This window comes from Sphingobacterium sp. B16(2022), from assembly GCF_012030425.1.
Classification (GTDB): Bacteria; Bacteroidota; Bacteroidia; order Sphingobacteriales; family Sphingobacteriaceae; genus Sphingobacterium; species Sphingobacterium anhuiense.
In genome coordinates this window covers 840,091-865,819 of the sequence record NZ_JAAUVN010000003.1, presented here as the reverse complement: position 1 = coordinate 865,819, position 25,729 = coordinate 840,091, and the positions used below count along the sequence as shown (strand labels likewise).

Here is a 25,729-nt window from a genome sequence, read left to right as displayed (position 1 = left end):
GAACTTTAATTCGAATAATACAAATTACAGACAGAAATCGCCTATAAAGCGATTTCTGTCTATTTTAGGACTATTTATGTTTGGCTTGTATTTTGGGCTGGGCTTACTGGTTATTTTTTGGAAAGATTTACCCTTGGACATCAACCCAACGTATAGAACATTGTTTGGAGTTGTTCTGATTGTTTATTCTTTCCTTCGTTTCGTCAGATTGTGGCAAAGTAATTTTAATTAGCCTCGTTACGAAATTAGATTTGCCTTAATTTTTGCAACCTATTTATTAAATGATTGCCCTATGAAAAACAGCTTAAAAATAATTTTATTTTCAATTTCTGGAGTTTTTATGTTGATGAGTTGTAATCGTAATGGCAAGCAAGCTCCAACAGCTCCCAGTGAGGATATTCTACGAGGTAAAGTAAATGTACTTGTTGATGAGACCTTGTATCCAATCATTAAAGAACAGGTTGATGTATTTCAAAGTTCATACTCAGATGCTACCATACAATTGTTGGCCAAACCTGAAATTAAAGCCATAAATGCGTTATTGGCGGATACTTCAAATGTGATTATTTTAACACGTAAGTTGACAGCTGCTGAGGGGAAAAATTTTAAGGACCGAAAAATTGTTCCAAAGGAATATCAAATAGGGAGTGATGCAATCGCTTTGATAAATAATGTTAGTGATGCAGATACTATCATCACACTTTCTGACGTTAAATCATTGTTAAACGGCACACTTAAAGGTAAGTACAAAGTAGTTTTTGATAATGCAAACTCAAGTACTTTACGATTTTTAAAGGAATATCTATCTATTGATAAAATTGATCCAACAGCGATTTCTGCCTTAGAGAATAATACTGATGTCATCAAATATGTGAGTGAGAATAAAGGAAGTATCGGAATTGTAGGTTTCAACTGGATATTGGATATGACTCAAAAAAAATCTGAATTATTGAATAAAATTCGTACATTGAGCGTAGAAAATGCTTTAGGAGCTAAGAAAGACGGTTTGTTCTACAAACCTTCGCAATCCAATATATCTTTAGGTGTATATCCTTTTACAAGACCTATATATGTATTGAATTATCAGCCGAACATGGGCTTAGGCCTGGGCTTTAGTGCCTTTTTGACAGGAGATAGAGGTCAGCGTATTTTTTTAAAAGCTGGACTTTTACCTGCAACAATGCCAGGACGTGATATTATTATTAGAGAAGAAAACAGTTTAAATTAGAGTATAAAATAGTACAACAATAGATTATGACAAACAGTAAATTATTATTTAGTCTGTTATTAGCAGGTTCTGTTGGCACAGCAAGTGCACAAAGTTTAAAGGATGCTAGAGCGGCTATTGAAACAGAAAACTACGGTAAAGCAAAAACAATTTTGCAACAATTAGTAAGTAAACAAGCTAAGGTTGGTGATAATTACTTCTATTTAGGTCAGATTTATTTAGTCAATGATAAGCCTGATTCTGCGGCAATTTTCTTCAATCAAGGTTTGACTGCTGATCCAAAATCACAGATTAATAACGTTGGTTTAGGCTACATTGATTTGTTGAAAAAAGATAAGGCTTCGGCTGAAGCTAAATTTTCTGCAGCTAGTGCAAACTTAAAGAAAAAAGATTACGAAGAATTGTTGGAAATTGGTCGTGCTTATATTAAGGCGCCAGAGCCAGACTATGCAAAAGCCTTGGATTATTTAACACAAGCTAAAGCAAAGAATGCTAAAGATGCTGCTATTCCTTTAGCATTGGGAGATGCTTACAGAGGATTGAAGGAAGCAAGTAGCGCTTACTCAAGTTATAGTGAAGCAACTGATTTGGATCCGAATTCAACTCGCGCTAAAATTGGACTTGCAGTAATTGTTCGTGGTGCACAAGCTTTTGATGAGGCAGTTGCTCAATTGACAGAGATTACTACAGCGTCACCTACTTATGCTCCGACTTACCGTGAACTGGCGGAGACTTACAATATGTGGTCAAAAGCACCTGGTACATCTGACGAGAAGTATGTGGAATTAAATAAAAAAGGTGTTGAGCAATATAAAAAGTATTTAGAAGTTAATGGTGATAACTCTTTGGAAGCAAAGATCCGTTATGCCGATTTCTTGGTTTATGCTAGACAATACGATGAGTTAGGAGCAGTTTCTGAAGAATTAGCGAAAAATCCAGATGTAGATCCTAAGATTTATCGTTATTTAGCATACAATGCATTTAGAAATAAAGACTACGCTAAAGCATCTGAGAATATACAAAAGATGTTTGCAAAAATGGATCCTCTACGTGTAATTCCTTTGGATAATATGTATGCAGGTTTATCTGATGTCGCTAATAATAAAGTTGAATCGGGTATTGTATTTATTCAAAAAGCAATTGATCAAGATAAAGAATTGTTAGCAGAAGTTGCTGAAACAGCATTTGCAAAATATCAAGATCAAGAGACTGCAACTGCAGTAGCATTATTTGAGATTATTGCTAAATATCCTGATACTGATTATTACTTCGATTCTAATTATTATGCTGGAGAAGGTAATTACCAAATTGGCTTTAAAAAAGATCAGGAAAGTAAGGATGAGGAAGGTAATGTAACCGATCAAGCTTTAAAAGATCAAGCTGTTGCCGCTTTTGTAAAATCGCAAGCACAGTTAACCGTTATCGAAAATGCGAATAAACCTGAGGTATTAGAAAAATACTTGGTTCCAGCGCTATACTACAAAGCTTTCTCTGCTTTAGGTACGGATAATTTGGAAACTCCAAAAGGTGATTTTGTGGCTCCTTTCGAAAAATTAATTAAAGTTATCAACGAAAGAGGCACACAAGAGAAAAATAAAGCATATTTAATCGATGCTTACACTTATATTGGTTTCTTCCAATACAGTAAAAATGAAATGGCTAAAGCAAAAGCTAGTTTCCAAGAAGTATTGAAATTAGATCCTGAAAATGAGAATGCTAAATCTTATTTAGAAGGTATTAAATAGACTTAGTATTTTAAAATAAAAAGGGGAGAACAAATGTTCTCCCCTTTTTTGATTTTAGGCTATTTTTTCTTAAATTTAGGTTTTACCAATATAAACATTTTTGATATGGAGCAATTTAGTGCGAATGCACCTATTGACTATCTGCCAATTTTATTTCAGCTTATTGTTGCTGCTGGATTTGGTATTGGAACGATCATCATCACACATCTCATTGGCCCAAAAGTAAGAACTGCAAATAAGCTTAGTTCATTTGAGTCGGGTATTGAAGTTGTTGGAAATGCAAGACAGCCCTTCTCGATTAAGTATTTTCTTGTTGCTATTCTGTTTGTCATTTTTGATGTCGAAGTTATCTTTATGTATCCGTGGGCAGTTAATTTTCGAGAATTTGGATTTGAAGGTTTGATCCAGATGTTTATTTTTATGGCCATGTTGCTTTTAGGCTTCATTTATGTCATTAAAAAGAAAGCTTTGAGCTGGGATTAGAATAGTTCTAAATTGCGCTAACAGCTTGATTTTTATCTAGAAAATGTTAGTTTTGATATGTGCGATAGCACACAACTGTAAACCACTTTAAATTATATTTCCATGAGCGATATTAAGTTGGCCAAAGCACCTCCGGGAGTTGAGGGCGCTGGTTTTTTTGCCACGAGTTTGGATAAAGCGATTGGTTTGGCGCGTTCAAATTCTTTATGGCCTTTGCCTTTTGCTACTTCTTGTTGTGGGATCGAATTTATGGCTACAATGGGTTCAACATATGATCTTGCTCGTTTTGGCGCAGAAAGACCAAGTTTTTCTCCTCGCCAAGCCGATATGTTATTGGTAATGGGAACCATTGCTAAAAAGATGGCTCCTGTTTTAAAGCAGGTGTATATGCAAATGGCTGAACCTCGTTGGGTGATTGCGGTTGGTGCATGCGCCTCAAGCGGAGGGATTTTTGATACGTATTCTGTCTTACAGGGAATCGATGAAATTATTCCTGTTGATGTATATGTGCCTGGATGTCCGCCGAGGCCAGAAGCAATATTAGACGGCGTCTTACGCTTGCAGGATATTGTTAAAAATGAATCATTGAATAGGAGAAATACACCTGAATACCGCGCTTTATTAGAAAAATACGGAATTGAAACTTATGAATAAGATAGATAATACCTATTTGTGGGAGAAGTTAGGGTCTAAATTCGGTGCTGATGTGTCACAATTGGCTGATGACTATGATCTATTAACAGTGAATGTACATATTGATGCTATTCATGCTGTGTTGACTTTTTTGAAACATGATGCGGAATTGCAGTTTATTCACTTGACAGATATTACGGCAGTTCACTATCCGCAGCAGAAACAGTCATTTGAAGTGGTATATCATCTGAATAGCCTCGTGCATAATATTCGGATTCGGATTAAAGTGACGATAGACGGACAAAATCCGGAAATTCCTACGGCTACTACCATTTGGAAAGGTGCAAATTGGATGGAGCGAGAAACGTATGATTTTTATGGTATACAGTTTTTAGGGCATCCAGATTTAAGGAGGATATTAAATGTAGATGAGATGGAGGTTTATCCTATGCGGAAGGAATACCCTTTAGAAGACCCCAACCGTGTAGACAAGAAAGATCTCTATTTTGGACGTTAACGTTAGAAAGGAAACCAGTTATGAACGATTATATTACCAAGATATCCCCAAATAAACCTGTTTACGATGATAATGATCCCCAGGATGAGTTGATAACCTTAAATATTGGTCCTACACATCCTGCGACTCATGGTGTATTTCAAAACGTAGTCCAAATTGATGGTGAACGTATTGTTAGCGGTGTTTCAACAATCGGTTATATCCATCGGGCGTTTGAAAAAATTGCTGAACATCGACCATTTTATCAGATTACCCCGCTCACCGATAGATTGAATTATTGTTCTGCCCCCATTAATAATATGGGCTGGCATATGACCGTTGAGAAGTTATTAAAAATAGAAATTCCAAAGCGTGTCCAGTATATGCGGGTTATCGTAATGGAATTGGCTCGTATTGCTGACCATATTATCTGTAACGGTATTCTCGGTGTTGATACGGGGGCATTTTCAGGCTTTTTGTATGTTATGCAGGAGCGGGAGTTTATATATGAAATTTTTGAAGAAATATGTGGAGCCCGTTTAACGACCAACATTGGTCGTATCGGTGGTTTTGAAAGAGACTTTAATGCTATTGCATTTGCAAAGATTGAAGAATTTTTAAAAAGATTTCCTCCGGTTCTGACAGAATTTATGGAGCTATTTGACCGAAACCGAATTTTTATAGAGCGAACATCTGGAATTGCGGCCGTTACGCCGGAAGAAGCTTTGGATTATAGCTGGTCTGGTCCTATTTTACGTGCTACAGGTGTGGATTATGATATTCGGGTTCAAAACCCCTATTGTTCCTATGATGAATTTGATTTTGATATCCCTGTAGGTACAAAAGGAGATGTTTATGATCGCTATATGGTGCGTAATGAAGAAATGTGGCAATCTTTACGCATTATTGAACAGGCTTTAGCTAAAATAGAGAAAGAACCTAAGGGAGTTTTTCATGCTGATGTACCGGAGTTTTATTTACCTCCAAAAGAACAGGTGTACACCAATATGGAAGCATTAATTTATCATTTTAAGATTGTGATGGGAGAAGTTGATACCCCAAAGGCTGAAGTTTACCACGCTGTCGAAGGTGCCAATGGAGAATTGGGATTTTATCTGGTACACGATGGTGGACGTACCCCTTATCGTTTACATTTCAGAAGGCCTTCCTTTGTCAATTACCAAATGTTTGCTCCGATGAGTGCAGGAATGTTACTTTCGGATGCGATTCTTAATATGAGTAGTCTTAACGTTATTGCAGGAGAATTAGATGCTTAGTATAAAAAATAATGAATATGTTGAATTTTCTTCAACATTGCTAAATCAATTTGCTGAAGTAGTGGGACGTTTTCCGGAAGGGAGACAGAAATCGGCATTGCTTCCTATACTGCATTTAGTACAAGCAGAGTTCGGGTGGTTAAGTCCTGATACTATGGATAAGGTCGCTTATTATTTAAGTATAGAGCCGATTGAAGTTTATGAGGTTGCTTCTTTTTATACGATGTATCTTTTGCAACCACAGGGGAAGTATGTTTTGGAAATATGCAGAACTGGTCCCTGTTGTCTAGTCGGAGCGGAACGTATTATGAGCCATCTTGAACATAAATTGGGTGTTAAAGAAGGAGAAGTGACGGCCGATGGATTGTTTTCATGGAGAGGAGTCGAGTGTTTAGCCGCCTGTGGCTATGGGCCTGTCTTACAGATCGGACCTGAATACACTTTCTACGAAAACTTAACCGAAGATCGTGTTGATCAATTAATAGATGATTTAAGCTCAAAAACTAAATAATATGGCGCGTAAACTTTTGTTAACACATATTGATGTTCCAGGGATTCAAACTTTTGATGTTTATCGTCAACATGGTGGATATCGGGCGGTCGAAAAATCACTTAAAACGATGTCCCCAGATGATGTTGTTGAAGAAGTTAAGAAATCAGGTCTTCGTGGAAGAGGTGGAGCTGGTTTTCCTACTGGGATGAAGTGGAGTTTCTTAGCAAAACCGGAGGGTGTTCCTCGTTATTTAGTGTGTAACGGAGATGAATCTGAGCCAGGTACTTTCAAGGACCGTTATTTAATGACACATATTCCTCACGCTTTGTTGGAGGGAATGATCGTCTCTAGCTATGCTTTGGGAGCTAAGACTTCTTATATCTATGTTCGAGGTGAAATGATGCCTCAGATCCGGATTCTTGAACGTGCCATTGAGCAGGCGAAAGCTGCAGGGTTTTTGGGTAAGAATATTTTGGGGTCAGGTTATGATTTAGAGATTTATGTACAGCCTGGAGCTGGAGCTTATATCTGTGGTGAAGAGACTGCTTTATTGGAGTCTTTGGAAGGTAAAAGAGGAAATCCGAGGATAAAGCCCCCTTTTCCTGCTATAGCAGGATTATACGGCTGTCCTACAGTAGTCAATAATGTTGAATCGATTGCCGCTACTGTTCCGATTATTAATGATGGTGGAGAAGAATATGCGAAGATTGGTATTGAGCGGAGTACAGGAACAAAATTAATTTCAGCCAGTGGAAATTTAGTAAAGCCAGGTGTATATGAGATTGATTTAGGCTTATCTGTAGAAGAATTTATTTATTCAGATGAGTATTGTGGTGGTATCGCAAACGGGAAAAAGTTAAAGGCGGTAGTCCCCGGCGGTTCATCAGTTCCTATTTTACCAACGAATTTAATTTTAAAAACAGCAAATGGCAATAACCGCTTAATGACTTATGAATCATTGGCTGATGGAGGTTTCCAAACAGGAAGTTCCATGGGATCGGGCGGTTTTATTGCTTTCGATGAGGATCAGTGTATTGTGCGCAATACGTGGAATTTTAGTCGTTTTTATCATCACGAGAGTTGTGGACAGTGCTCTCCTTGTAGAGAGGGAACAGGATGGATGGAGAAAGTGTTGCACAAGATCGAGATGGGACATGGCAATTTATCTGATATTGAATTGCTTTGGGATATACAGAGACGTATTGAAGGAAATACGATCTGTCCGTTAGGTGATGCTGCGGCATGGCCAGTGGCTGCGGCCATACGGCATTTTAGAGATGAGTTTGAATGGCATATCAATCATCCGGAGGATGCATTGACTCGTAATTTTGGATTGGCGCATTATGCAGATCCTTTACCGATTGTTTCTTAATTAGATTGTGATAAACGCGATACGAAGATGGCAGAAGAGGTTAAATTGAAAGTTATTATAGATGGTATTCCTGTAGAAGTTGCGCCAGGAACAACAATTTTGAATGCAGCACGTGAAATTGGTGGCGATATCGTTCCCCCAGCAATGTGCTATTATTCTAAGTTGGAAGGTACAGGTGGTAAATGCCGTACCTGCTTAGTGAAAGTTTCGAAGGGATCTGAAAAAGATCCACGTCCCATGCCTAAGTTGGTCGCCTCCTGCCGTACGACTGTGATGGATGGAATGGAAGTAGAGAACATCACTTCTCCAGATGTTGTGGAAGCAAGAAAAGCGATTGTGGAGATGTTGCTGATTAATCACCCTCTAGATTGTCCTGTTTGTGATCAGGCTGGAGAATGTAAATTGCAAGATTTAGGTTTTGAGCACGGCTCTGCGCAGACGCGATATGAGTTTGATCGAAGAACATTTGAACGTATTGATATAGGAGATAAAATTCAACTGCATATGAATCGATGCATTTTGTGCTATCGATGTGTGTTTGTTGCAGATCAGATTACTGATAAACGCGTGCACGGTATCATTGGTCGCGGAGATCATTCCGAAATCTCAACTTATATTCAAAATGTTGTAGAGAATGATTTTTCAGGAAATGTAATTGACGTTTGTCCTGTAGGGGCTTTAACTGATAAAACATTCCGCTTTAAAAATAGGGTTTGGTTTACAAAACCGGTAGATGCTCATCGCGATTGCCCAACTTGTTCGGGCAAGGTGACTTTATGGTACAAAGGACCTGACGTGATACGTGTCACTGCACGCAAAGATGAGTTTGGAGAGGTAGAAGAATTTATTTGTAATACCTGTCGGTATGATAAAAAAGAAACCATCGACTGGAAGCTAGAGGAACCTACTCCAATTAGTGACCAGTCTGTGATTGCATCTAATCATTATACACGCTTTAATCCACCAGCTGTTATCAAAATAGATCCTGTACTGCAGGAACAAAATTTAGAACAGTTGGCTAGAACAGAAAAATTGAAATAATATGGAGTTGTCATTTGTCATAGAAAAATTCGTCCTTGTTACTTTGGTTTTTGTGATCACGCTTGTGATTGCGATGTACTCAACATTGGCAGAACGTAAGATCGCCGGCTTTATGCAGGATCGTTATGGTCCTGATCGAGCGGGAATATTTGGTTTATTACAACCTTTATGTGATGGTGGTAAGTTTTTCTTTAAAGAGGAAATAATACCCGCCGGAGCGCACAAAGCCTTGTTTATTCTTGGGCCCACGATCGCTATTATTACTGCCTGCATTAGTTCTGCGGTGATACCTTGGGGGCAATCGTTAACGATTGGTGATCGCGTTATTTCACTGCAGGTTGCCGATGTCAATGTGGGCATTCTTTATATGTTTGGTGTTATTGCACTTGGTGTGTATGGTATTATGTTAGGTGGCTGGGCTTCGAATAATAAGTTTTCGCTTATGGGAGCTGTTAGAGCGGCTTCACAAAGTATCAGTTATGAGATTGCTATGGGGCTTTCAATTATAGCACTTTTGATGGTGACGCAATCGCTATCTTTAAGAGATATCGTTGCCCAGCAATCAGGTTTTTTAAATTGGAACATTTGGGCGCAACCTTTAGGATTTATCATTTTTATGGTTTGTGCTTTTGCTGAATGTAACCGTGTTCCCTTTGATTTACCAGAATGTGAGACCGAATTGGTCGGAGGTTATCATACCGAATATTCTTCCATGAAACTGGGACTGTACATGTTTTCAGAATATATCAATATGTTTGTGTCTTCAGCATTGATGGCCTCGTTATATTTCGGAGGATATAACTTCCCTTTCATGCACGACTTAGGACTGTCTGAAAATTGGATAACGATTATAGGCGTTCTCGCATTTTTCGTCAAAATATTTGCATTTATCTTCTTCTTTATGTGGGTGCGTTGGACTTTGCCACGATTCCGATATGATCAACTGATGAATTTAGGGTGGAAAATGTTGATTCCTTTAGCAATTGCAAATATTGTGTTGACGGGAATAATTACATTGATTAAGGATACATATTTTTCATAGAAAGGAACCGTTATGCAACCATTAAGTAATAGAAAAAAAGTTTTGGCACAACAACCAATGAATTTTATGGAGCGGATCTATTTTCCAGCTATTATAAAAGGTTTGTCCATTACTCTAAAGCATTTTTTTAAGAAAATACCAACTGTTAAATATCCAGAGGAACAGCGTCCTTATTCGAAGAACTTTCGAGGGCAACATTCTTTAAAGCGAGATGAAGAGGGACGTGAAAGATGTACAGCATGTGGTTTATGTGCCCTATCTTGTCCTGCGGAGGCCATTACTATGACTGCCGCCGAGAGAACTAACGAAGAAAAGGATTTGTACCGTGAAGAAAAATACGCCGCCGTGTATGAGATTAATATGTTGCGCTGTATTTTTTGTGGTCTATGTGAAGAGGCATGTCCTAAAGAAGCCATTTATTTAGATGGTCCACATGTTACTGCCGATTATCTTCGTAAAGATTTTATCTATGGTAAGGATAAACTGGTAGAGCCAAAATTTGATATTACAAAATTGAATAGTTAACCACAAACCTATGACTGTTTTTTATTTAGTTGCTTTCTTATCGATTTTTTTCGCGCTGATGACCATCTTCACGAAAAATCCTGTGCATAGTGTTTTATATCTTGTGATTACGTTTTTCACGTTTACCATTCATTATATTTTACTTAATGCACAATTCCTTGCTGCGGTTAATTTTATCGTCTATATGGGGGCTATTATGGTTCTCTTTCTATTCGTGTTGATGTTACTGAATCTGAATAAGGATACGGAACCCATGAAATCAAATCTTGTAAAAATGATGGGTGTTATTGCAGGTTGTTGTCTTGTTGTTGTTCTTTTTGGTGCATTACGAGTTTTTGACATCTCCAATCCATTGGTCGCTAAAGATCCTGATATTGGGCTAGTGAAAAATTTGGGAAAAGTATTATTTAAAGAGTTTTTGCTCCCGTTTGAATTGTCTTCAATTCTTTTGTTAACGGCTATTATTGGAGCAGTATTATTGGGGAAAAAAGAACCAAAAAAAATATAATGGAAACAGCAGTTCAACAATTACAAGGTGTTCCTATAAATCATTATTTGATTTTTTGTGGATTGATTTTCGCCATTGGCGTGATCGGAGTATTGATACGTCGTAATGTTATCATTATGATGATGTCAATTGAATTGATGTTAAATGCAGTAAATCTCTTATTAGCGGCATTCTCTGTTCATCATGGTGATGCTTCGGGACAGGTTTTTGTATTTTTTATTATGGCTCTGGCAGCAGCCGAAGTGGCGGTGGGTCTAGCTATTATTATTATGGTGTATCGCAATACGAAGTCGATAGACATTGAATCACTACATAAACTTCGTTGGTAATTTAAAGCATTAAAAAAAGAAAGATATTAGCTATGCGTGATTTAATTTGGTTAATTCCTTTATTGCCGTTGATTGGTTTTGTCATCAATGGAATAGGACGACAGGTGCTTTCAAAAAGTTTAGTTGGATTTATCGGTAGCGGTACCGTATTTATTTCGTTTTTATTGAGCTGTACTCTTTTTGTATCCATTTATGAGGCGCGTGCACTTGGTGAAACAGGTAGGATTAGCCAACATATATTTGATTGGATTAAAATCGGGAATTTGGAAGTCTCACTTTCCTTTTTAGTGGATCCTCTAAGTGCGATTATGTTATTGGTAGTAACAGGTATTGGCTTTTTGATACATATCTATTCGATAGGTTATATGCAACATGATGGAGGATTTGCAAAGTACTTCGCTTATTTAAATCTCTTTATCTTTTTCATGTTGGTCTTAGTCATGGGATCCAATTATTTGGTCATGTTTATTGGTTGGGAAGGTGTTGGACTTTGTTCTTATTTACTGATCGGGTTTTGGTATAAAAACAGTGATTATGGTGCAGCGGCTAAGAAAGCCTTTGTGATGAATCGTATCGGAGATTTAGGTTTCCTAATTGCGATCTTTTTTATCTTAAATACTTTTGGATCCTTGGAATTTTCCACCGTGTTTGAGTCTGCAAAAAGCTTTCCTGTAGGAGATCTGACGATCTTAACCATTACGCTATTACTCTTTGTAGCAGCAACCGGTAAATCGGCTCAGATTCCTTTATTTACCTGGTTGCCCGATGCGATGGCTGGTCCAACTCCCGTTTCTGCTTTAATACACGCAGCAACGATGGTCACCGCAGGGATTTACATGATTGCCCGTTCAAATATCTTATTTGTAGTATCACCTTTGACGCTTCAGATCATTGCGATAATAGGCGTTTGTACCGCTCTATTTGCTGCAGCAACTGCACTGACACAGAACGATATTAAAAAAGTGTTAGCCTATTCTACAGTTTCCCAATTGGGTTATATGTTCTTGGGATTAGGAGTTGGTGCATTTTCAGGTGCTTTCTTTCATGTTTTAACACATGCCTTTTTTAAGGCTTTACTCTTCTTGGGTGCAGGCTCGGTGATACATGGCATGAGTGATGAGCAAGACATGCGAAAAATGGGAGGTCTTAAAAAGGCTTTACCCATCACGTATATGACCATGCTGATCGGTACCATTGCCATTTCAGGTATACCTCCATTTTCAGGTTTTTTCTCTAAAGATGAAATTTTAGCACATGCTTTTGCTGCTAATCCAGTTTACTGGGTACTAGGGTTTATCGGTGCTTTGATGACATCTTTTTATATGTTTAGGTTGATTTATTTGACTTTCTTTGGCTCTTTTAGAGGAACAGAAGAGCAAAAGCACCATCTCCACGAATCCCCTAAATCAATGACTTTGCCATTAATTGTTTTAGCCATATTAGCTATCTTCGGTGGTGTGCTTAATCTTCCTGAGGTATTAGGAGGTCAAACTTGGCTAGCAACATTTCTGTCTCCTGTCTTTGCTGATGGAGCAAGTTTGCAACATATTCATACAATAACTCACAGTACTGAATATATGTTGATGGGAGTTTCTGTTGTGGGGGTTTTGGTCATGGCATTTGTTGCCTATAACAAATATGTGAAACAGGGATCGGTGCCTGAACATAACCAGGTGACCAGAACAGGTCTTGCAAAACTTTCTTACCATAAGTTTTATGTGGATGAGATTTATGAATTATTAATTATAAAACCGATTAATTGGCTTTCCGTATTTCTAGCAAGAATAGTTGATGGCTTAGGAATAGACGGTTTAGTCAATGGAATTGGTAAATCGTCCTTTATGACTGGAAAAGGAGTTCGCCTTTTACAAAGTGGAAATGTAGGTTTCTATCTTTTACTGATGGTCGTTGGAGCGATAGCCATCTTTTTATACGGTTTATTGAGTTTTTAACATTGTAATAGCTATTTGATCATCAATGGATAACCTATTTTTACTTATTCTAACTCCTATTATCGGTGCTATTTTTTTGTCCTTTGTATGTGAACATACACTAGCGAAAAGAGGGGCACTGGTACTGTCTTTGATTACGCTGGGTCTGACTATTCCTTTTATCTGTCAATTCAATCCTGAAGGCGACTTTAATTATGAACAGTCTTATCCTTGGATAACTGCTTTTGGTGTTAACTTCCATATTGGGGTTGATGGTATTAGCTTGCCTTTGTTAGTCCTGACTAATTTTTTAGTGCCACTCATTGTTCTCACAACTTTTAAGAAAGCCTTTAAAGGCAATTTCTATGCTTTAATGTTTTTTATGCAAAGTGGTTTGATGTTGGTTTTTTCTGCTATGGATGCTTTCACATTTTATGTGGGCTGGGAAGTTGCATTGATTCCGATCTATTTTATATGTGCTCTTTGGGGAGACGGTGACCGTATCCGGGTCAATTTGAAATTCTTTATCTATACTTTCTTTGGCAGTTTATTGATGCTGGTTGCGATTTTATATCTACACCAGCAAGTCGCGACTAATGATTTTGAATGGCATTCATTTGTTTCCCTAGATTTAGAAGCATCTACACAACGGTGGATATTTTGGGCTTTCTTTATTGCTTTTGCAATAAAAATTCCAATTTTCCCTTTTCATACATGGCAACCATCAACGTATACACATGCTCCTGCGGCGGGAACGATGCTTTTGGCCGGAATTATGTTAAAAATGGGTGTCTATGGTTTTATGCGCTGGCTTTTGCCTGTTGTACCTGAAGCGGTTGCTATATACGGTCAGCTTGCTATGATTTTATGTGTTTTTGCAGTTGTGTACGCGTCGATTATTGCGATACAGCAACAAGATTCGAAACGACTTATTGCTTATTCTTCTATTGCTCACGTTGGACTAATTAGTGCTGGGGTATTTACTTGGAATGTCACCGGAATGAGTGGTGCCATGATCCAAATGATCAACCATGGAGTTTCTGTTGTCGGATTATTTTTTGTACTGGATATTATTCAGGATCGTACCGGATCAAGAGATTTACGAGAATTGGGCGGTATAGCTAAGAAAGCGCCGCGCTTAGCCATCGTATTTTTAATTATTATCATGGGAGCTATCGGTTTACCATTGACAAATGGTTTTATTGGAGAGTTTTTGCTTTTGAAGGGGATCTATGAATATAGTGTTTGGTTTGCTGTTTTTGGTGGATTGACACTAATTCTTGGAGCTGTTTACATGCTTCGTTTATATCAAAAAACAATGCTTGGCACCACGTCCGAAAGAACAGCGCATTTTGTTGATATTTCTGGTGTCGAATTGTATACTTTGATCATCATTTCAGCAGTGATTATTTATTTAGGAATTTTTCCAAACAGCTTATTGCATATTTCTTCAGCGTCTGTATCCGTTTTGGCTACGTTTCTAGGGAGATAATTTTAGACTTAAACTTTACGAATAATAGATTCGATTATGGGGGCGATTATTACATTATCAATATTAGCATTATTGGTACTTTACTTAGGATTATTTAAGGCAAATAAATCATTATTACCGGTAGGTTTAGTGGGCCTGCTTGTTGTCATTGGACTATTAATTAAAGATTGGAAAATAGATGCATCTCCATTATACAATGGGATGATCTTATTTGATCACTATGCTATTGCTTTTTCAATATTATGTACTTTCGTGACAATATTGGTTTTTATACTATCTAAAGGATATTTCACGTCTTCAAGTGATCATGTGGCTGAATATTATACTTTATTGTTGTTCTCATTGCTTGGGGCTGTTCTGGTTAGTAGTTATCACAATTTAGCCTTATTGTTTCTAGGGATAGAGATCATGTCTGTTGCGCTTTATATCTTGGTCGGAATACGTAAGAAAGATCCAGCTTCCAATGAAGCGGCGATCAAATATTTTATCATGGGGGCATTCTCTACGGGATTTTTATTATTGGGAATAACCCTCTTGTATGGCGCATCCGGATCTTTTGATCTGATGATGATCAGAGACTATGTAACAGCGCATCCGGGTGCCATATCACCTTTATTTTACGGAGGAGTGTTGTTGATGATTATCGGTCTGACTTTTAAAGTTGGTGCAGCTCCCTTTCACTTCTGGACGGCAGATGTATATGATGGGGCACCGATCTTAATTACGAGCTTTATGAGCACAGTGGTTAAAGTAGCATCCTTCGCGGGCCTATTAAGATTATTTACCTTTTCGCTTTTGCCACTGCAAGATTTTTGGACACCTATATTTTTAGGAATTGTCGTGCTTACATTATTTATTGGTAATCTTTCAGCTTTAATGCAATCCTCATTTAAGAGGATGTTAGCTTACTCAAGTATTTCACATGCTGGTTATATGCTTTTTGCGGTGATTGGTATTGGAGCTAGCTCTGCGAATTCAATTTTTGTTTATGGAGCTTCTTATTCTTTGGCTACTGTTACTGCCTTTGCAGCTTTGATTTTAGTAAAACGAGCTGTTGGCTCAGATCATTTCGAATCATTCAATGGGTTGGCGAAAAAGAATCCTTATTTAGCAGCAATCCTCACTATTGCCATGTTGTCTTTAGCCGGTATTCCGTTAACAGCAGGTTTCATCGGCAAATTTATGATGTTCAGTTCAGTGATGGCTCAATACCATATTGTATTACTACTAATTGCGGTTTTAAATGCTGCGATTGCGGTGTATTATTATTTAAAAGTGGTTGTAGCGATGTATTTCAGGACTGCAGAGGGGAAAACTATACTAATAAATGCCAATTACGTTATTCTATTTATTGTTACTACTGTTTTAACGATTTTAATCGGAGTCTATCCGAATTGCTTTATGGAGTTAATTTAAAGGGAGGTTAATTAATATACTTAATGCATAGTTTGTAAAAACTATGCATTTTTTATTTTGATTTCATGCCTTATAATTTAAAGACAAATTGTATATTGTCAGTAGGAATAAGTAATTGCTGATATTCATGAAGTTTTTAATACCGATTATAACTATAATAAAAAGACTTTTTATTATTGCTGTTGTGCTGGGTATTTTAACAAGCCTAGGATTTGCGCAGCGAAATGTTAAAGGTCGTGTCATTGACGGTAAAACTGGAAAAGGAATCCCTTTAGCTAGTATCTCCTGGAGCGGTCATAGTGGAGGCACTTCGGCAGATACACTTGGTAATTTCAATATTGTGCTCCGGAATGAATATGACCAGATTGCCTTTCGGGCAGTTGGTTATGAGATTAAATTAATTGATCTTAATGAGGTTCAAGATTCGGTATTAAATGTATTACTATTTGGCAAAGACAATAAAATCGGGGAGGTTGTGGTCAATGCTAAAGGGCGAAAATATAAAGACCCTGCCTTAGCACTGATTGAAAACGTCATTTCTCATAAGGATGCAAATCATATCTCCAGATTAAATCATATTCAATATGAGGAATATGAAAAATCACAATTTGGTACTGTAGATTTTAAAGTAAAGCCAGGAAGATTGCCAGGTAAATTAAGATTTCTGTTTGAAAATAAAGATACAGTTAGCATACCCGGGAGTTCTATTTTACCTTTTTTCTTAGAAGAAAGTGTCTCAGAAGTCTATTCTACCTTTAAACCTTCGCGGAAGAAAAAGATTATTACAGGACATAAGGTCACAGAATTAAACAAGCGTTATATCAATAATGCCAATATCCAAAGTTATTTTCAAGATCAATTTCGAAATATTGATCTCTACGAGAATAATATCCAGCTGATAAGTAAAGCCTTTTTAAGTCCGATAGCCGGTAATGCTCCTTCTTATTATAAGTATACAATTAGGGATACGTTAGTTAAAGATGGTGTACGCTATATCGAATTGCATTTTGAAGCAAAATCAAAGATGGACGTGCTGTTTAAGGGATCAATATGGGTCTCCGATGATGACCGTTATGCCGTTTATTACGCAGAAATGGAACTTGGTGAAGAGGCCAATATTAATTGGGTTAATGGAATTAATATAGGTCTTGAGTTTGAAAAGCATCCTGCGGGACAAATGTTGCCTAAACGCGCTAACCTACAGATTTTATTTGGAACAGATAAGGGGAATGCGCTGTACGGGAAAAAGGAAACTTATTTTTCGAAATATAAAGATGAAACGATAAGTGATGACCTATTTAAAGGTATTCCGATTGAGAAGCGTTATCTTGAACAAAAAGATTCTGTACAATGGGATCGGGTTAGAGTAGTGCCGCTTACAGAAACTGAAGCTAAGACTTACGTCAATATTGATTCTCTTTCAGAAATGAAATCGATTAATCGATTAATCTCAATTGGATATTTTTTAGTAAGAAGTTATTATAATGTTGGAAAATTTGAGTTTGGTCCTTTAGAATATACCTATAGTTTTAATGAAATAGAAGGAAGCAGAATTCGATTAGGGGGTAGAACAACTGAATTGCTTTCGAATAAATTCTTTTTTGAGGGCTATGTCGCCTATGGTACCCGAGATCAGGAATTTAAATATTACCTCAACGTAGCACAGTCTTTAAATGGAAAATCTATCGTACAGTTTCCTGCCCACTATCTGTCGGCAACGATTCAACATGATGTGATGGAACCTGGTAGGGGTTTAAGCTACCTGAAGGGCGATGGTTTTTTTCAGTCCTTTCGAAAGAATAAACCTACCAAATGGTTGTGGAATGATATTTACCGTCTTGAACATTTAATTGAATTTGGAAATCATTTTAGTGTGAGTACCATGTTGACAAGACATGAAAGACAGGCCGCTGGGACATTGTCTTTTGTGACAGGAAATGCTTCGCCAGATACGATTGCAGCGATTAATACAAATGATATACAGATCAAATTACGATGGGCACCGGGAGAACAGTTCTATTATAGAAATTTAGAGCGGACGCAGATCCGGAATAAATTTCCGATTCTGACTTTGCAATATAACAAAGGATTAGATGGTTTCTGGAATGCAAATCAACGCTATGATGCTTTGAGGTTTAAGATCTTTAAAAAGATATTTATGTCTCCCGCAGGAACAGCTGATATCGAATTTAGTGCTGGTAAGATATGGGGCTCTATTTATTATCCATTGTTAGAGATGCCAGATATTCAAACGGATAAATCGGGTCCTTTACAAAATTTTGATTTGATATCAAATATGGAATTTGTTGCAGATCGTTTTGTGAAGCTTGCTTATTATCACCATTGGGATGGCTACATATTCAACAGGATCCCATTATTGCAACGGTTAAAGTGGCGCGAGGTGACAGGTTTCAAGTTTTACTATGGACAAATCAGTGATCGAAATAATCCGGAATTTAATAAGAATCAGATTCAGTTTGACCGTGATGACGATGGTCTTGTTAAAACTCGGGTTATGGGCAATCAACCTTACATGGAGGGAATAGTAGGTATTGACAATATTTTTAAAATTTTTCGAGTTGAATATAAAAGAAGATTAACGTATTTAAATTATCCAAATGTATCCCGTGATACCTATGGTGTATCACTTCATTTAAATTTTTAGAATTTATGGAATATCAACATCTCTTATATCAAGTGGATAAGCATATTGCTTACATTACAATCAACAGAGCATCGGCATTGAATGCTTTGAACCAACAAACATTGACAGAGCTAGAGGCAACGCTTCTCGAAGCAAAGAAGGATCATGATGTCAAAGGAATTATTATTACCGGCGCAGGTGAGAAAGCATTTGTAGCAGGGGCTGATATTAAAGAATTTGTAGATTTAAGTGAGGCCGAAGCTAAACTTCTTTCACAAAAGGGTCATTATATTTTTACGGAATTGATCGAACAATCACCGAAACCTGTCATCGCCGCAATAAATGGATTTGCGCTAGGAGGTGGTTTAGAATTAGCGCTTGCCTGTCATATGCGCTTTGCTTCAGCAAATGCAAAACTAGGTCTTCCAGAGGTTTCTTTAGGTCTTCTACCAGGTTATGGCGGCACACAAAGATTGACACAATTGGTAGGACGCGGACGTGCATTACAGATGATCCTGACAGCCGATATGATCAGTGCTGAAGAGGGACTGAGAATAGGACTGATCAATGAGGTGCTGGATGCTGCTGATTTGATGGATCGGGTAGTGGAGGTTTTGGAACGCATATTCTCTCGGTCAGGTACGGCTGTGGCAGCAGCTATAGATGCGGTAAATGCATCAAATGAACAAACAAGAGATGGCTATCAGGTGGAGATTAATCATTTTGCTGAACTTTTTGTAACGAGTGATTTTAAAGAAGGTGTTGATGCCTTTTTAACCAAGAGAAAGCCAAACTTCTAGTTATTATTTGTACTTATAGCCTCTTCTCTACGAATGGTAACATGGTTTTACGGTAGAACAGTAGCGATAAAATTTGTCCAAAAAAAATTAATTTCCTATTTATATGCTGTATATTGTAGAGAGGAGAAATTGTACTAAGCCTTGAAATGTCTAAAGTGCCCAAATTGTATCAAAAATAATCAGAATGGAAGCTCATAAAACACTAAAAAATACGCGTCCGGATTTTTTCTACAAGGTAGATATTGTTGTTATTGGTGCAGGGCAGGCGGGTTTATCTGCGGCCTATTATCTGAAAAAAGCAGGAATCGAACCTGGAAAAGGTTTTGTCGTTTTGGATGATGAGTTTGCTGCAGGTGGCGCTTGGCAACATCGCTGGGATTCATTAACGCTTGATAATGTTAATGGGATTAATGATCTTCCAGGAATGGGATTTTCAGATGCTGTAGATACCATGGATACTACACTGCAAGCGAATACCGCTATTCCGAAATATTACGAGCTGTATGAAAAAAAGTTTGAACTTCCGATTATTCGTCCTATAAGGGTGAGTGAAGTAACAGCGCGTAATGGACGATTTATGATACATACAAATGGTATTCAATTTAGTGCTCGCGGATTGATAAATGCAACCGGAACTTGGAAAACTCCCAATTGCCCCAAGTATCCGGGCTGGGAAAAGTTTAAAGGCAGACAGCTGCACACTGGAGAATATATAAATGCGGATGAGTTTATTGGAAAGCATGTTATCGTTGTAGGTGGCGGAATCTCAGCCATTCAACTGCTGGGTGAAATTTCTCAAGTTACCCAGACCACATGGGTAACCCGTAAACCTGTAGATTTTAGAAAAGATGAATTCACTCCCGATGTGGGAAGGGAGGCTGTTGCTCTGGTAGAAAAAAGAGTGCGTGAAGGTTTACCTCCAAACTCGGTTGTATCGGTCACAGGCTTGCCTCTTACACCAGCTATTGAAAAAATGTTACGTGATGGTGTTCTGGATCGTAAGCCGATGTTTAAAGAGATCACTGAAACAGGTGTCAGGTGGGAAGATGGAACGACTTTGGATGCTGCTGTTATTTTTTGGAATACCGGTTTTAAACACTCTCTGGATCACCTTGCTCCACTGGGTTTGATCAACGATAAGGGTGGTATCGAGCTATCAGGAAGATTGGCCACGCAGGTTACAAAAGATCCACGCATTCACTTAACGGGCTACGGTCCGTCAGCTTCTACAATTGGAGCTAATCGTGCTGGAGGGGCAGCTGCAAGAGAGTTAATTGCATATTTAAAGTTGTGAGCGACTATTTGACCTAGCAAAGAGTAATACAAGATGTTATGAAAGTATATACCATCTAAAAAAAGCGACGGCTAGGTCGCTTTTTTTAGATGGGCAAGTTGAAGATTGTAACTTCTTTCCTACTATTATCTTTTGTTGATGCGGCCTTTAAATTGGCTAATACCATCCATAAAGGCTTCTAAAATTATTCTTCCTGAAGGGAGGTGTTTAAGATCATAGTCGAATGTAGCATTTTTAATAGCTTTATACTCATGTTTCTGCCATACGGTGCCATCAACAGTGATCTGCACGGTCATATCGCTTGGTTTATTGGATACGACATTTAATTGCGTATTGTCGACCACTGATCTTGGATAGAGAGAAAAGGCGTATCTGCCTGTTGTGGTATTGAATTCTAACCCCTTCACAGCATTGAAACTGAACATTTCACCGATCCCGCAATCGCTTTCGAATGCATGGATCAAATTTCCTTTTAGATCAAATATGCGAAGATGACCATCTCCATTTGCCGGCTGTGCCCAGAATTGTAATCCATTGCTTGCAGTATCGATGAGACGTAGTGAATGTTTACCTTCCGAGAGGTGTATCGTATCTGTGTATAAGGTCACAGGTTCTAATTGCGTTGCGGTTTTTTGAAAGATTGTATCTTGTTTAGCATTTAAAAGGAAAATGCTGTTGTCTTTAGGCTTATTATTCGTTAAAAACTGTAGAACAAAAGTTGCTGGAAATTTCTGTGCAGCAGTAAAGGTGGCTTGCATGTTATTGTCTCCGGACCAAGCATCTTTCTTTCCGTTGGGTTGATTAAGCGTGACAAGAAATACATTTTCGCCATCTTTTTCCTGAATCTCCCCGGGGAGTATCACTTCGGCAACTTGATTGAAAGGAAGATTTCCTTTCCAATGGAATGTTTTAGTCGGAAAACCCTGTGTTCCATATACAATAGTGAGTGAACGAACAGGGTCTGAACCTAAGTTTCTAAACATTATCCGAGGGCCTGAGCTAGCCGGATTTAAACGGGAAAATCGTTGTTCATCATTGGGAACCATTATAGCTTCCACAGAGACATCTGTTTTTTGATTCGGGGCGGTGTACTCAAACAAATACGCGGCTATATTTTCAGCAGCCTGTATGTTGTCGGTGGCTGTATAAGGCTCCATTAATAAAGATACTTGATGACTGCCTGGCTTTGTCCATACATCGATCACATCAGGTTGTTGTAGGTCGCCCGGACACCAGTACGCCCGGTCAAATATCCAGGTACCACCTTGTGGGTAAAGTGGGTTGTCGCCACATTTTTTCCACATATCACGTTTATCAACGATTTTTCCGTCTACAGAAATTTCGCGCCAGCGGCTGCAAAACTCACTGCAGCCACGTGGTTTGTCCATTCCATGACCGGTATGCTGTATGCGTATTCTGCTTAATGCCGTTCCAGCTGTAGACTCATAATTTACCGGTAAAAGGTTATCCTCAATCTTCTCGTTGGGATCTCCATATTTATAGGCCTTATTCCATAAAGGTTTTATACCAAGTGGTGTAACAACAGGAGGACCGGATAAGATCTCAAAATCTATCGTAAGCGCCCAACCGACTGTTTTATCTTCAAAGCCTGAATGCACATATACAATTTCCACACTATCTCGGAGAAACGGGGCGAAGTCTGTGACATCAACCTGCCATTTCCAGTTCCATCCTTTGTTGTAAATACTGCCATATGGTGTAAGCATCCTACCCAGTTCATAGTTAAGTTCAGAACCATTTGTACCGCCTTTGCGACGCAATATAATATGATCCAAATAATCCCAGTGGGCAGTATGGAGACTATCGGGGCTTCCCAAGGTAACGTGCATGGTTATTTTTCTGATGGAAGCATCTGTTTTAGGAAATAGACCCCATGCAGGGTATGGCTTTTCTCCTTTAATGGGATCGCAAATAATAGTCGCACGGTTATGCGTAACAATGTGGCTTATCGCTGGCTTTTGAGCAACGGCTCTATAACAGATGATGAGACAAAATAGGGTTAGGAAAGATTTTATGTTCATTAATTTGAAGAAATATTATTTAAGAAACTGCATAAAGATAAGATGTTTTACGCAATCTTATTACGAGGAAGGTGTGGCATTATTTGCATCTCAAATTTTGATCAATAAAAAAAGCGACTCTTTTGAAGTCGCTTTTCGTAGCCCGTAGGGGAATCGAACCCCTGTTTCTAGAATGAAAATCTAACGTCCTAACCCCTAGACGAACGGGCCATTTGTTTATTAATGTGATGCAAAGATAAGCGCATTTTTTACTCTTGCAAAATAAATGTACTCTCTTTTACGTAACTCTTTGAATTTGAATAAAATTATTTTTTTACAAGGTCTTTATTTGAGGGTAAATCAAGCTTATTCGACCACATAAGCTAGTAAATACGCATTGAACTTCTCATAATGAACATCGAAGTGACAATCGTGATATTCACTTTTTAAATGTAATTTCAAAATTCCTTCATCCTGATATTGAAAAGGAGCAATGGTCATATTATGTAGAAAGGAGACGCCACTATTACCCTGCAATTTATACACAGCCTCTTTAGCACTCCAACAAGCATAGAGCTGCGCTATACGGTTTTCGCCCGAGGTGATAAAGTCCAGTTCTTCTTCTTTTAAGAATTTATGTACAATGCGCTCCACTTTAGATTTGATAAGCTCCATATCAATACCTACCTCGCCCACCGAACTGATGATCGCTCCCGCATAATCAAAAGAATGAGTGAGTGATATTTTTTGCGGAAAATTAGCTAGGTATGGTTTTCCATTTGCATCAGAAGGACAATCAATATAAGCAGTCGTGTTTAATAACGTGCGTAAAAGGACGCGTGTGGCGAGCCAATGTAAACGACGTTTGCCATTGGATAGGCTGATGAGTTTCTGTTCTTCTAATGCGTCTAATTGCAGTTGATTAGACAATGTTTGTTCATCTTCTTCAATACGCCAAATTGCAAATTTGGTATGCTGATCCAATTCTCGTAGATATACTAAGCTCATAATCAAACTTAGTTAAATTTGTTTTCATTTAAAAGGAGCTTCGTCTGTAAATAAGCGGTTTTTCAGCTTTATTTTTTGATATGAACTTACTAGGACCTGATGAAGCATGATAAAAATTAATACCTAATATTTCCAGAAGAAATATTAGGAAATGCTGTAAAATATCAACGATTACCGTATTTTTGAAAAAAATGGTTGCTGTTCACTTTTCTAAACGATTGAGAGTCAACTTTAACCTATATAAATATTGAATAATCATGATTTTATCGGATAAACGTATACTAGAAGAAATTGAAAATGGCAATATCGTTATTGAACCATATGATCGTAAATGCTTGGGGACAAACTCGTACGATGTTCACTTAGGTAAACATCTGGCGACCTATAAAAACCGTGTTTTAGATGCGAAACATCATAATGAGATTGATCATTTTGAAATTCCGGAAGAGGGATTTGTTTTAGAGCCTAATACATTATACCTCGGGGTCACGTTAGAATATACCGAAACGCATAAACATGTTCCCTTCTTAGAAGGAAAATCGAGTACGGGTCGTTTAGGTATCGATATTCATGCTACTGCTGGAAAGGGTGATGTTGGATTTTGTAATACGTGGACATTGGAGATTTCATGTGCACAGCCTGTTCGCATCTATGCAGGAATGCCAATAGGACAACTTATTTATTTCGTAGTTGAAGGAGAGGTGGAAACTCTTTATAATACAAAGGGTAATGCAAAATATAATATCAAGACGACCAAGCCTGTGGAGTCTATGATGTGGAAAAACTCATTTTAAAATAAAAAAGAGCAAAGATTTTAAAATCTTTGCTCTTTTCGTTTGAAATCTGCTTAACCTCCAAATTCCATTAAATAGGCTTTTAAGAATTCGTCCAAGTCACCGTCTAGCACAGATTGTGTATTAGAGGTTTCGTAATTGGTTCTTAAATCTTTAATTAATTTATAGGGGTGTAATACATAGTTTCTTATTTGAGATCCCCACTCGATTTTCTTTTTATTACCCTCGATTGCGTCGGTTGCCTCTTGGCGTTTCCGCATTTCGATTTCATACAGTTGTGATTTCAAGAGTCGAAAGGCATTTTCTTTATTTTGTAATTGTGATCTAGATTCCTGATTTTTAATGATAATACCAGTTGGCTTATGGTGTAATCGTACTGCAGTTTCTACTTTATTTACGTTTTGACCTCCAGCACCACCTGCACGGAAAGTATCCCACTCAATTTCAGAATCTTTGACCTCGATTTCAATGTTGTTATCAATTAATGGATAGACGTATACAGAGGCAAATGAAGTATGACGCTTGCCGTTTGAATCAAAGGGTGAAATACGAACTAAACGGTGGACACCATTTTCACCCTTTAGATAACCATATGCAAAATCTCCGGAAATTTGGAGCGTGACAGTTTTTATTCCTGCAACTTCTCCCTCTTGCGAATCCTGTTCAGTTACTTTATAACCATTTTTCTCACCCCACATGATATACATACGCATCAACATGGCCGCCCAGTCACAACTTTCTGTTCCGCCGGCTCCAGCAGTAATCTGCAGAATGGCGTCCAGCTGATCTTCTTCGGCGCTTAGCATGTTCTTGAATTCTAATTCTTCCACCGCTTCTAAAGCAATATGATACTGTTCATTGAGCTCCGCTTCCGTAGCGTCGCCGGCTTGATAGAATTCATATAATACACCCGTATCATCGACAGCTGCCGCGACCGAATCAAAGTGATCCGTCCATACCTTCTGTACTTTGATAGACTGTAATATTTTTTCTGCAGCTTTTGAATCGTCCCAAAAATTAGGTTGTAAGGTAATTTCTTGGTCTTTTTCTAGCAGTTCTTTTTTGACATCGATGTCAAAGATGCCTCCTCAGGGAAGTTACACGATCCCTCAAATCTTGAATTTGTTCTTTGGTCATAATAACAAAGATACGGCTTT

The 25,729-nt window shown here is 38.0% G+C and carries 23 protein-coding genes and 1 tRNA gene; 20 read left to right on the top strand and 4 right to left on the bottom strand.

The window, feature by feature from the left end; all coding sequences use genetic code 11:
- The first annotated feature begins 292 nt into the window (after window positions 1–292).
- The 19 genes from HCX49_RS18040 to HCX49_RS17950 all read left to right on the top strand — a co-directional run bounded on the left by HCX49_RS18040 (window position 293) and on the right by HCX49_RS17950 (window position 20,749).
- Complete coding sequence (locus tag HCX49_RS18040; protein ID WP_132769980.1) at window positions 293–1,228, top strand: PstS family phosphate ABC transporter substrate-binding protein; 936 nt, start codon at window positions 293–295, stop codon at window positions 1,226–1,228.
- 26 nt (window positions 1,229–1,254) lie between these two features.
- Window positions 1,255–2,973, top strand: a complete 1,719-nt coding sequence (locus HCX49_RS18035; RefSeq protein ID WP_132769978.1) for a tetratricopeptide repeat protein — start codon at window positions 1,255–1,257, stop codon at window positions 2,971–2,973.
- Between the two features lie 105 nt (window positions 2,974–3,078).
- Window positions 3,079–3,456: an NADH-quinone oxidoreductase subunit A gene (locus HCX49_RS18030; RefSeq protein WP_132769976.1), complete on the top strand. Its 378-nt coding sequence runs from the start codon at window positions 3,079–3,081 to the stop codon at window positions 3,454–3,456.
- A gap of 102 nt (window positions 3,457–3,558) precedes the next feature.
- Window positions 3,559–4,110, top strand: a complete 552-nt coding sequence (locus HCX49_RS18025) for an NADH-quinone oxidoreductase subunit B (protein WP_132769974.1) — start codon at window positions 3,559–3,561, stop codon at window positions 4,108–4,110.
- On the top strand, window positions 4,103–4,606 hold the full coding sequence (locus tag HCX49_RS18020) for an NADH-quinone oxidoreductase subunit C (protein ID WP_132769972.1): 504 nt from the start codon (window positions 4,103–4,105) through the stop codon (window positions 4,604–4,606). The genes HCX49_RS18025 and HCX49_RS18020 overlap by 8 nt, the downstream gene beginning before the upstream one ends.
- Before the next feature lie 20 nt (window positions 4,607–4,626).
- Window positions 4,627–5,862, top strand: a complete 1,236-nt coding sequence (locus HCX49_RS18015; protein ID WP_021190702.1) for an NADH-quinone oxidoreductase subunit D — start codon at window positions 4,627–4,629, stop codon at window positions 5,860–5,862.
- Window positions 5,855–6,373, top strand: coding sequence for a complex I 24 kDa subunit family protein (gene nuoE, locus HCX49_RS18010; protein WP_168127813.1), 519 nt, complete (start codon window positions 5,855–5,857; stop codon window positions 6,371–6,373). Before HCX49_RS18015 ends, nuoE begins: the two co-directional genes overlap by 8 nt.
- A gap of 1 nt (window position 6,374) precedes the next feature.
- A complete protein-coding gene (nuoF, locus tag HCX49_RS18005; protein ID WP_168127812.1) occupies window positions 6,375–7,727 on the top strand; it encodes an NADH-quinone oxidoreductase subunit NuoF in 1,353 nt (450 codons plus the stop codon).
- Between the two features lie 27 nt (window positions 7,728–7,754).
- Window positions 7,755–8,768: a 2Fe-2S iron-sulfur cluster-binding protein gene (locus HCX49_RS18000; RefSeq protein WP_132769966.1), complete on the top strand. Its 1,014-nt coding sequence runs from the start codon at window positions 7,755–7,757 to the stop codon at window positions 8,766–8,768.
- 1 nt (window position 8,769) lies between these two features.
- The gene (nuoH, locus tag HCX49_RS17995; RefSeq protein WP_021190698.1) at window positions 8,770–9,810 is read left to right on the top strand and encodes an NADH-quinone oxidoreductase subunit NuoH; all 1,041 of its coding nucleotides are present in this window, start codon (window positions 8,770–8,772) and stop codon (window positions 9,808–9,810) included.
- Window positions 9,811–9,822: 12 nt separating this feature from the next.
- A complete protein-coding gene (locus HCX49_RS17990) occupies window positions 9,823–10,335 on the top strand; it encodes a NuoI/complex I 23 kDa subunit family protein (protein WP_021190697.1) in 513 nt (170 codons plus the stop codon).
- 10 nt (window positions 10,336–10,345) lie between these two features.
- Window positions 10,346–10,843 (top strand): NADH-quinone oxidoreductase subunit J, encoded by a 498-nt coding sequence (locus tag HCX49_RS17985; protein WP_132769965.1) that lies wholly within the window; start codon window positions 10,346–10,348, stop codon window positions 10,841–10,843.
- Window positions 10,843–11,172, top strand: coding sequence for an NADH-quinone oxidoreductase subunit NuoK (gene nuoK, locus HCX49_RS17980; RefSeq protein WP_132769964.1), 330 nt, complete (start codon window positions 10,843–10,845; stop codon window positions 11,170–11,172). Before HCX49_RS17985 ends, nuoK begins: the two co-directional genes overlap by 1 nt.
- A gap of 32 nt (window positions 11,173–11,204) precedes the next feature.
- Entirely contained in the window at window positions 11,205–13,124 is a 1,920-nt protein-coding gene (gene nuoL, locus HCX49_RS17975) for an NADH-quinone oxidoreductase subunit L (protein WP_168127811.1), read from the top strand.
- A gap of 25 nt (window positions 13,125–13,149) precedes the next feature.
- The gene (locus tag HCX49_RS17970; RefSeq protein WP_168127810.1) at window positions 13,150–14,595 is read left to right on the top strand and encodes a NuoM family protein; all 1,446 of its coding nucleotides are present in this window, start codon (window positions 13,150–13,152) and stop codon (window positions 14,593–14,595) included.
- A 36-nt stretch (window positions 14,596–14,631) separates the two neighbouring features.
- Window positions 14,632–16,011, top strand: coding sequence for an NADH-quinone oxidoreductase subunit N (locus HCX49_RS17965; protein ID WP_132769959.1), 1,380 nt, complete (start codon window positions 14,632–14,634; stop codon window positions 16,009–16,011).
- A gap of 127 nt (window positions 16,012–16,138) precedes the next feature.
- Window positions 16,139–18,676, top strand: coding sequence for a DUF5686 family protein (locus HCX49_RS17960; protein WP_132769958.1), 2,538 nt, complete (start codon window positions 16,139–16,141; stop codon window positions 18,674–18,676).
- A 5-nt stretch (window positions 18,677–18,681) separates the two neighbouring features.
- Window positions 18,682–19,455 carry an enoyl-CoA hydratase/isomerase family protein gene (locus HCX49_RS17955; RefSeq protein WP_132769956.1) on the top strand — a complete coding sequence of 258 codons (774 nt, stop codon included), beginning with the start codon at window positions 18,682–18,684 and terminating at the stop codon, window positions 19,453–19,455.
- A gap of 184 nt (window positions 19,456–19,639) precedes the next feature.
- A complete protein-coding gene (locus HCX49_RS17950) occupies window positions 19,640–20,749 on the top strand; it encodes an NAD(P)-binding domain-containing protein (protein ID WP_132769954.1) in 1,110 nt (369 codons plus the stop codon).
- 125 nt (window positions 20,750–20,874) lie between these two features.
- Here the strand turns inward: HCX49_RS17950 and HCX49_RS17945 are convergent, their stop codons facing one another.
- From HCX49_RS17945 to HCX49_RS17935, 3 genes are all read right to left on the bottom strand, one after another.
- Entirely contained in the window at window positions 20,875–22,791 is a 1,917-nt protein-coding gene (locus tag HCX49_RS17945) for a peptide-N-glycosidase F-related protein (protein ID WP_132769952.1), read from the bottom strand.
- A gap of 138 nt (window positions 22,792–22,929) precedes the next feature.
- Window positions 22,930–23,001 (bottom strand) — tRNA-Glu (locus tag HCX49_RS17940).
- Window positions 23,002–23,136: 135 nt separating this feature from the next.
- Window positions 23,137–23,778 (bottom strand): 4'-phosphopantetheinyl transferase family protein, encoded by a 642-nt coding sequence (locus HCX49_RS17935; RefSeq protein ID WP_168127809.1) that lies wholly within the window; start codon window positions 23,776–23,778, stop codon window positions 23,137–23,139.
- Between the two features lie 257 nt (window positions 23,779–24,035).
- On the opposite strand from HCX49_RS17935, the gene dcd reads away from it, so the two are divergent.
- Window positions 24,036–24,572 carry a dCTP deaminase gene (dcd, locus tag HCX49_RS17930; RefSeq protein ID WP_132769948.1) on the top strand — a complete coding sequence of 179 codons (537 nt, stop codon included), beginning with the start codon at window positions 24,036–24,038 and terminating at the stop codon, window positions 24,570–24,572.
- Window positions 24,573–24,625: 53 nt separating this feature from the next.
- Here dcd and prfB read toward each other — a convergent pair.
- Window positions 24,626–25,709, bottom strand: a protein-coding gene (gene prfB, locus HCX49_RS17925; protein WP_132769946.1) for a peptide chain release factor 2 whose coding sequence is annotated in 2 segments (ribosomal slippage) — window positions 24,626–25,648 and window positions 25,650–25,709 — 1,083 coding nt in all. Because the reading frame shifts where the segments join, the coding sequence is not laid out codon by codon here.
- Window positions 25,710–25,729: the final 20 nt, after the last annotated feature.

Bases quoted from the DNA above. Each gene is read 5' to 3' on its own strand.
- HCX49_RS18040 (WP_132769980.1), top strand. From the start codon at position 293: ATGAAAAACAGCTTAAAAATAATTTTATTTTCAATTTCTGGAGTTTTT.
- HCX49_RS18035 (WP_132769978.1), top strand. From the start codon at position 1,255: ATGACAAACAGTAAATTATTATTTAGTCTGTTATTAGCAGGTTCTGTT.
- HCX49_RS18030 (WP_132769976.1), top strand. From the start codon at position 3,079: ATGGAGCAATTTAGTGCGAATGCACCTATTGACTATCTGCCAATTTTA.
- HCX49_RS18025 (WP_132769974.1), top strand. From the start codon at position 3,559: ATGAGCGATATTAAGTTGGCCAAAGCACCTCCGGGAGTTGAGGGCGCT.
- HCX49_RS18020 (WP_132769972.1), top strand. From the start codon at position 4,103: ATGAATAAGATAGATAATACCTATTTGTGGGAGAAGTTAGGGTCTAAA.
- HCX49_RS18015 (WP_021190702.1), top strand. From the start codon at position 4,627: ATGAACGATTATATTACCAAGATATCCCCAAATAAACCTGTTTACGAT.
- nuoE (WP_168127813.1), top strand. From the start codon at position 5,855: ATGCTTAGTATAAAAAATAATGAATATGTTGAATTTTCTTCAACATTG.
- nuoF (WP_168127812.1), top strand. From the start codon at position 6,375: ATGGCGCGTAAACTTTTGTTAACACATATTGATGTTCCAGGGATTCAA.
- HCX49_RS18000 (WP_132769966.1), top strand. From the start codon at position 7,755: ATGGCAGAAGAGGTTAAATTGAAAGTTATTATAGATGGTATTCCTGTA.
- nuoH (WP_021190698.1), top strand. From the start codon at position 8,770: ATGGAGTTGTCATTTGTCATAGAAAAATTCGTCCTTGTTACTTTGGTT.
- HCX49_RS17990 (WP_021190697.1), top strand. From the start codon at position 9,823: ATGCAACCATTAAGTAATAGAAAAAAAGTTTTGGCACAACAACCAATG.
- HCX49_RS17985 (WP_132769965.1), top strand. From the start codon at position 10,346: ATGACTGTTTTTTATTTAGTTGCTTTCTTATCGATTTTTTTCGCGCTG.
- nuoK (WP_132769964.1), top strand. From the start codon at position 10,843: ATGGAAACAGCAGTTCAACAATTACAAGGTGTTCCTATAAATCATTAT.
- nuoL (WP_168127811.1), top strand. From the start codon at position 11,205: ATGCGTGATTTAATTTGGTTAATTCCTTTATTGCCGTTGATTGGTTTT.
- HCX49_RS17970 (WP_168127810.1), top strand. From the start codon at position 13,150: ATGGATAACCTATTTTTACTTATTCTAACTCCTATTATCGGTGCTATT.
- HCX49_RS17965 (WP_132769959.1), top strand. From the start codon at position 14,632: ATGGGGGCGATTATTACATTATCAATATTAGCATTATTGGTACTTTAC.
- HCX49_RS17960 (WP_132769958.1), top strand. From the start codon at position 16,139: ATGAAGTTTTTAATACCGATTATAACTATAATAAAAAGACTTTTTATT.
- HCX49_RS17955 (WP_132769956.1), top strand. From the start codon at position 18,682: ATGGAATATCAACATCTCTTATATCAAGTGGATAAGCATATTGCTTAC.
- HCX49_RS17950 (WP_132769954.1), top strand. From the start codon at position 19,640: ATGGAAGCTCATAAAACACTAAAAAATACGCGTCCGGATTTTTTCTAC.
- HCX49_RS17945 (WP_132769952.1), bottom strand. From the start codon at position 22,791: ATGAACATAAAATCTTTCCTAACCCTATTTTGTCTCATCATCTGTTAT.
- HCX49_RS17935 (WP_168127809.1), bottom strand. From the start codon at position 23,778: ATGAGCTTAGTATATCTACGAGAATTGGATCAGCATACCAAATTTGCA.
- dcd (WP_132769948.1), top strand. From the start codon at position 24,036: ATGATTTTATCGGATAAACGTATACTAGAAGAAATTGAAAATGGCAAT.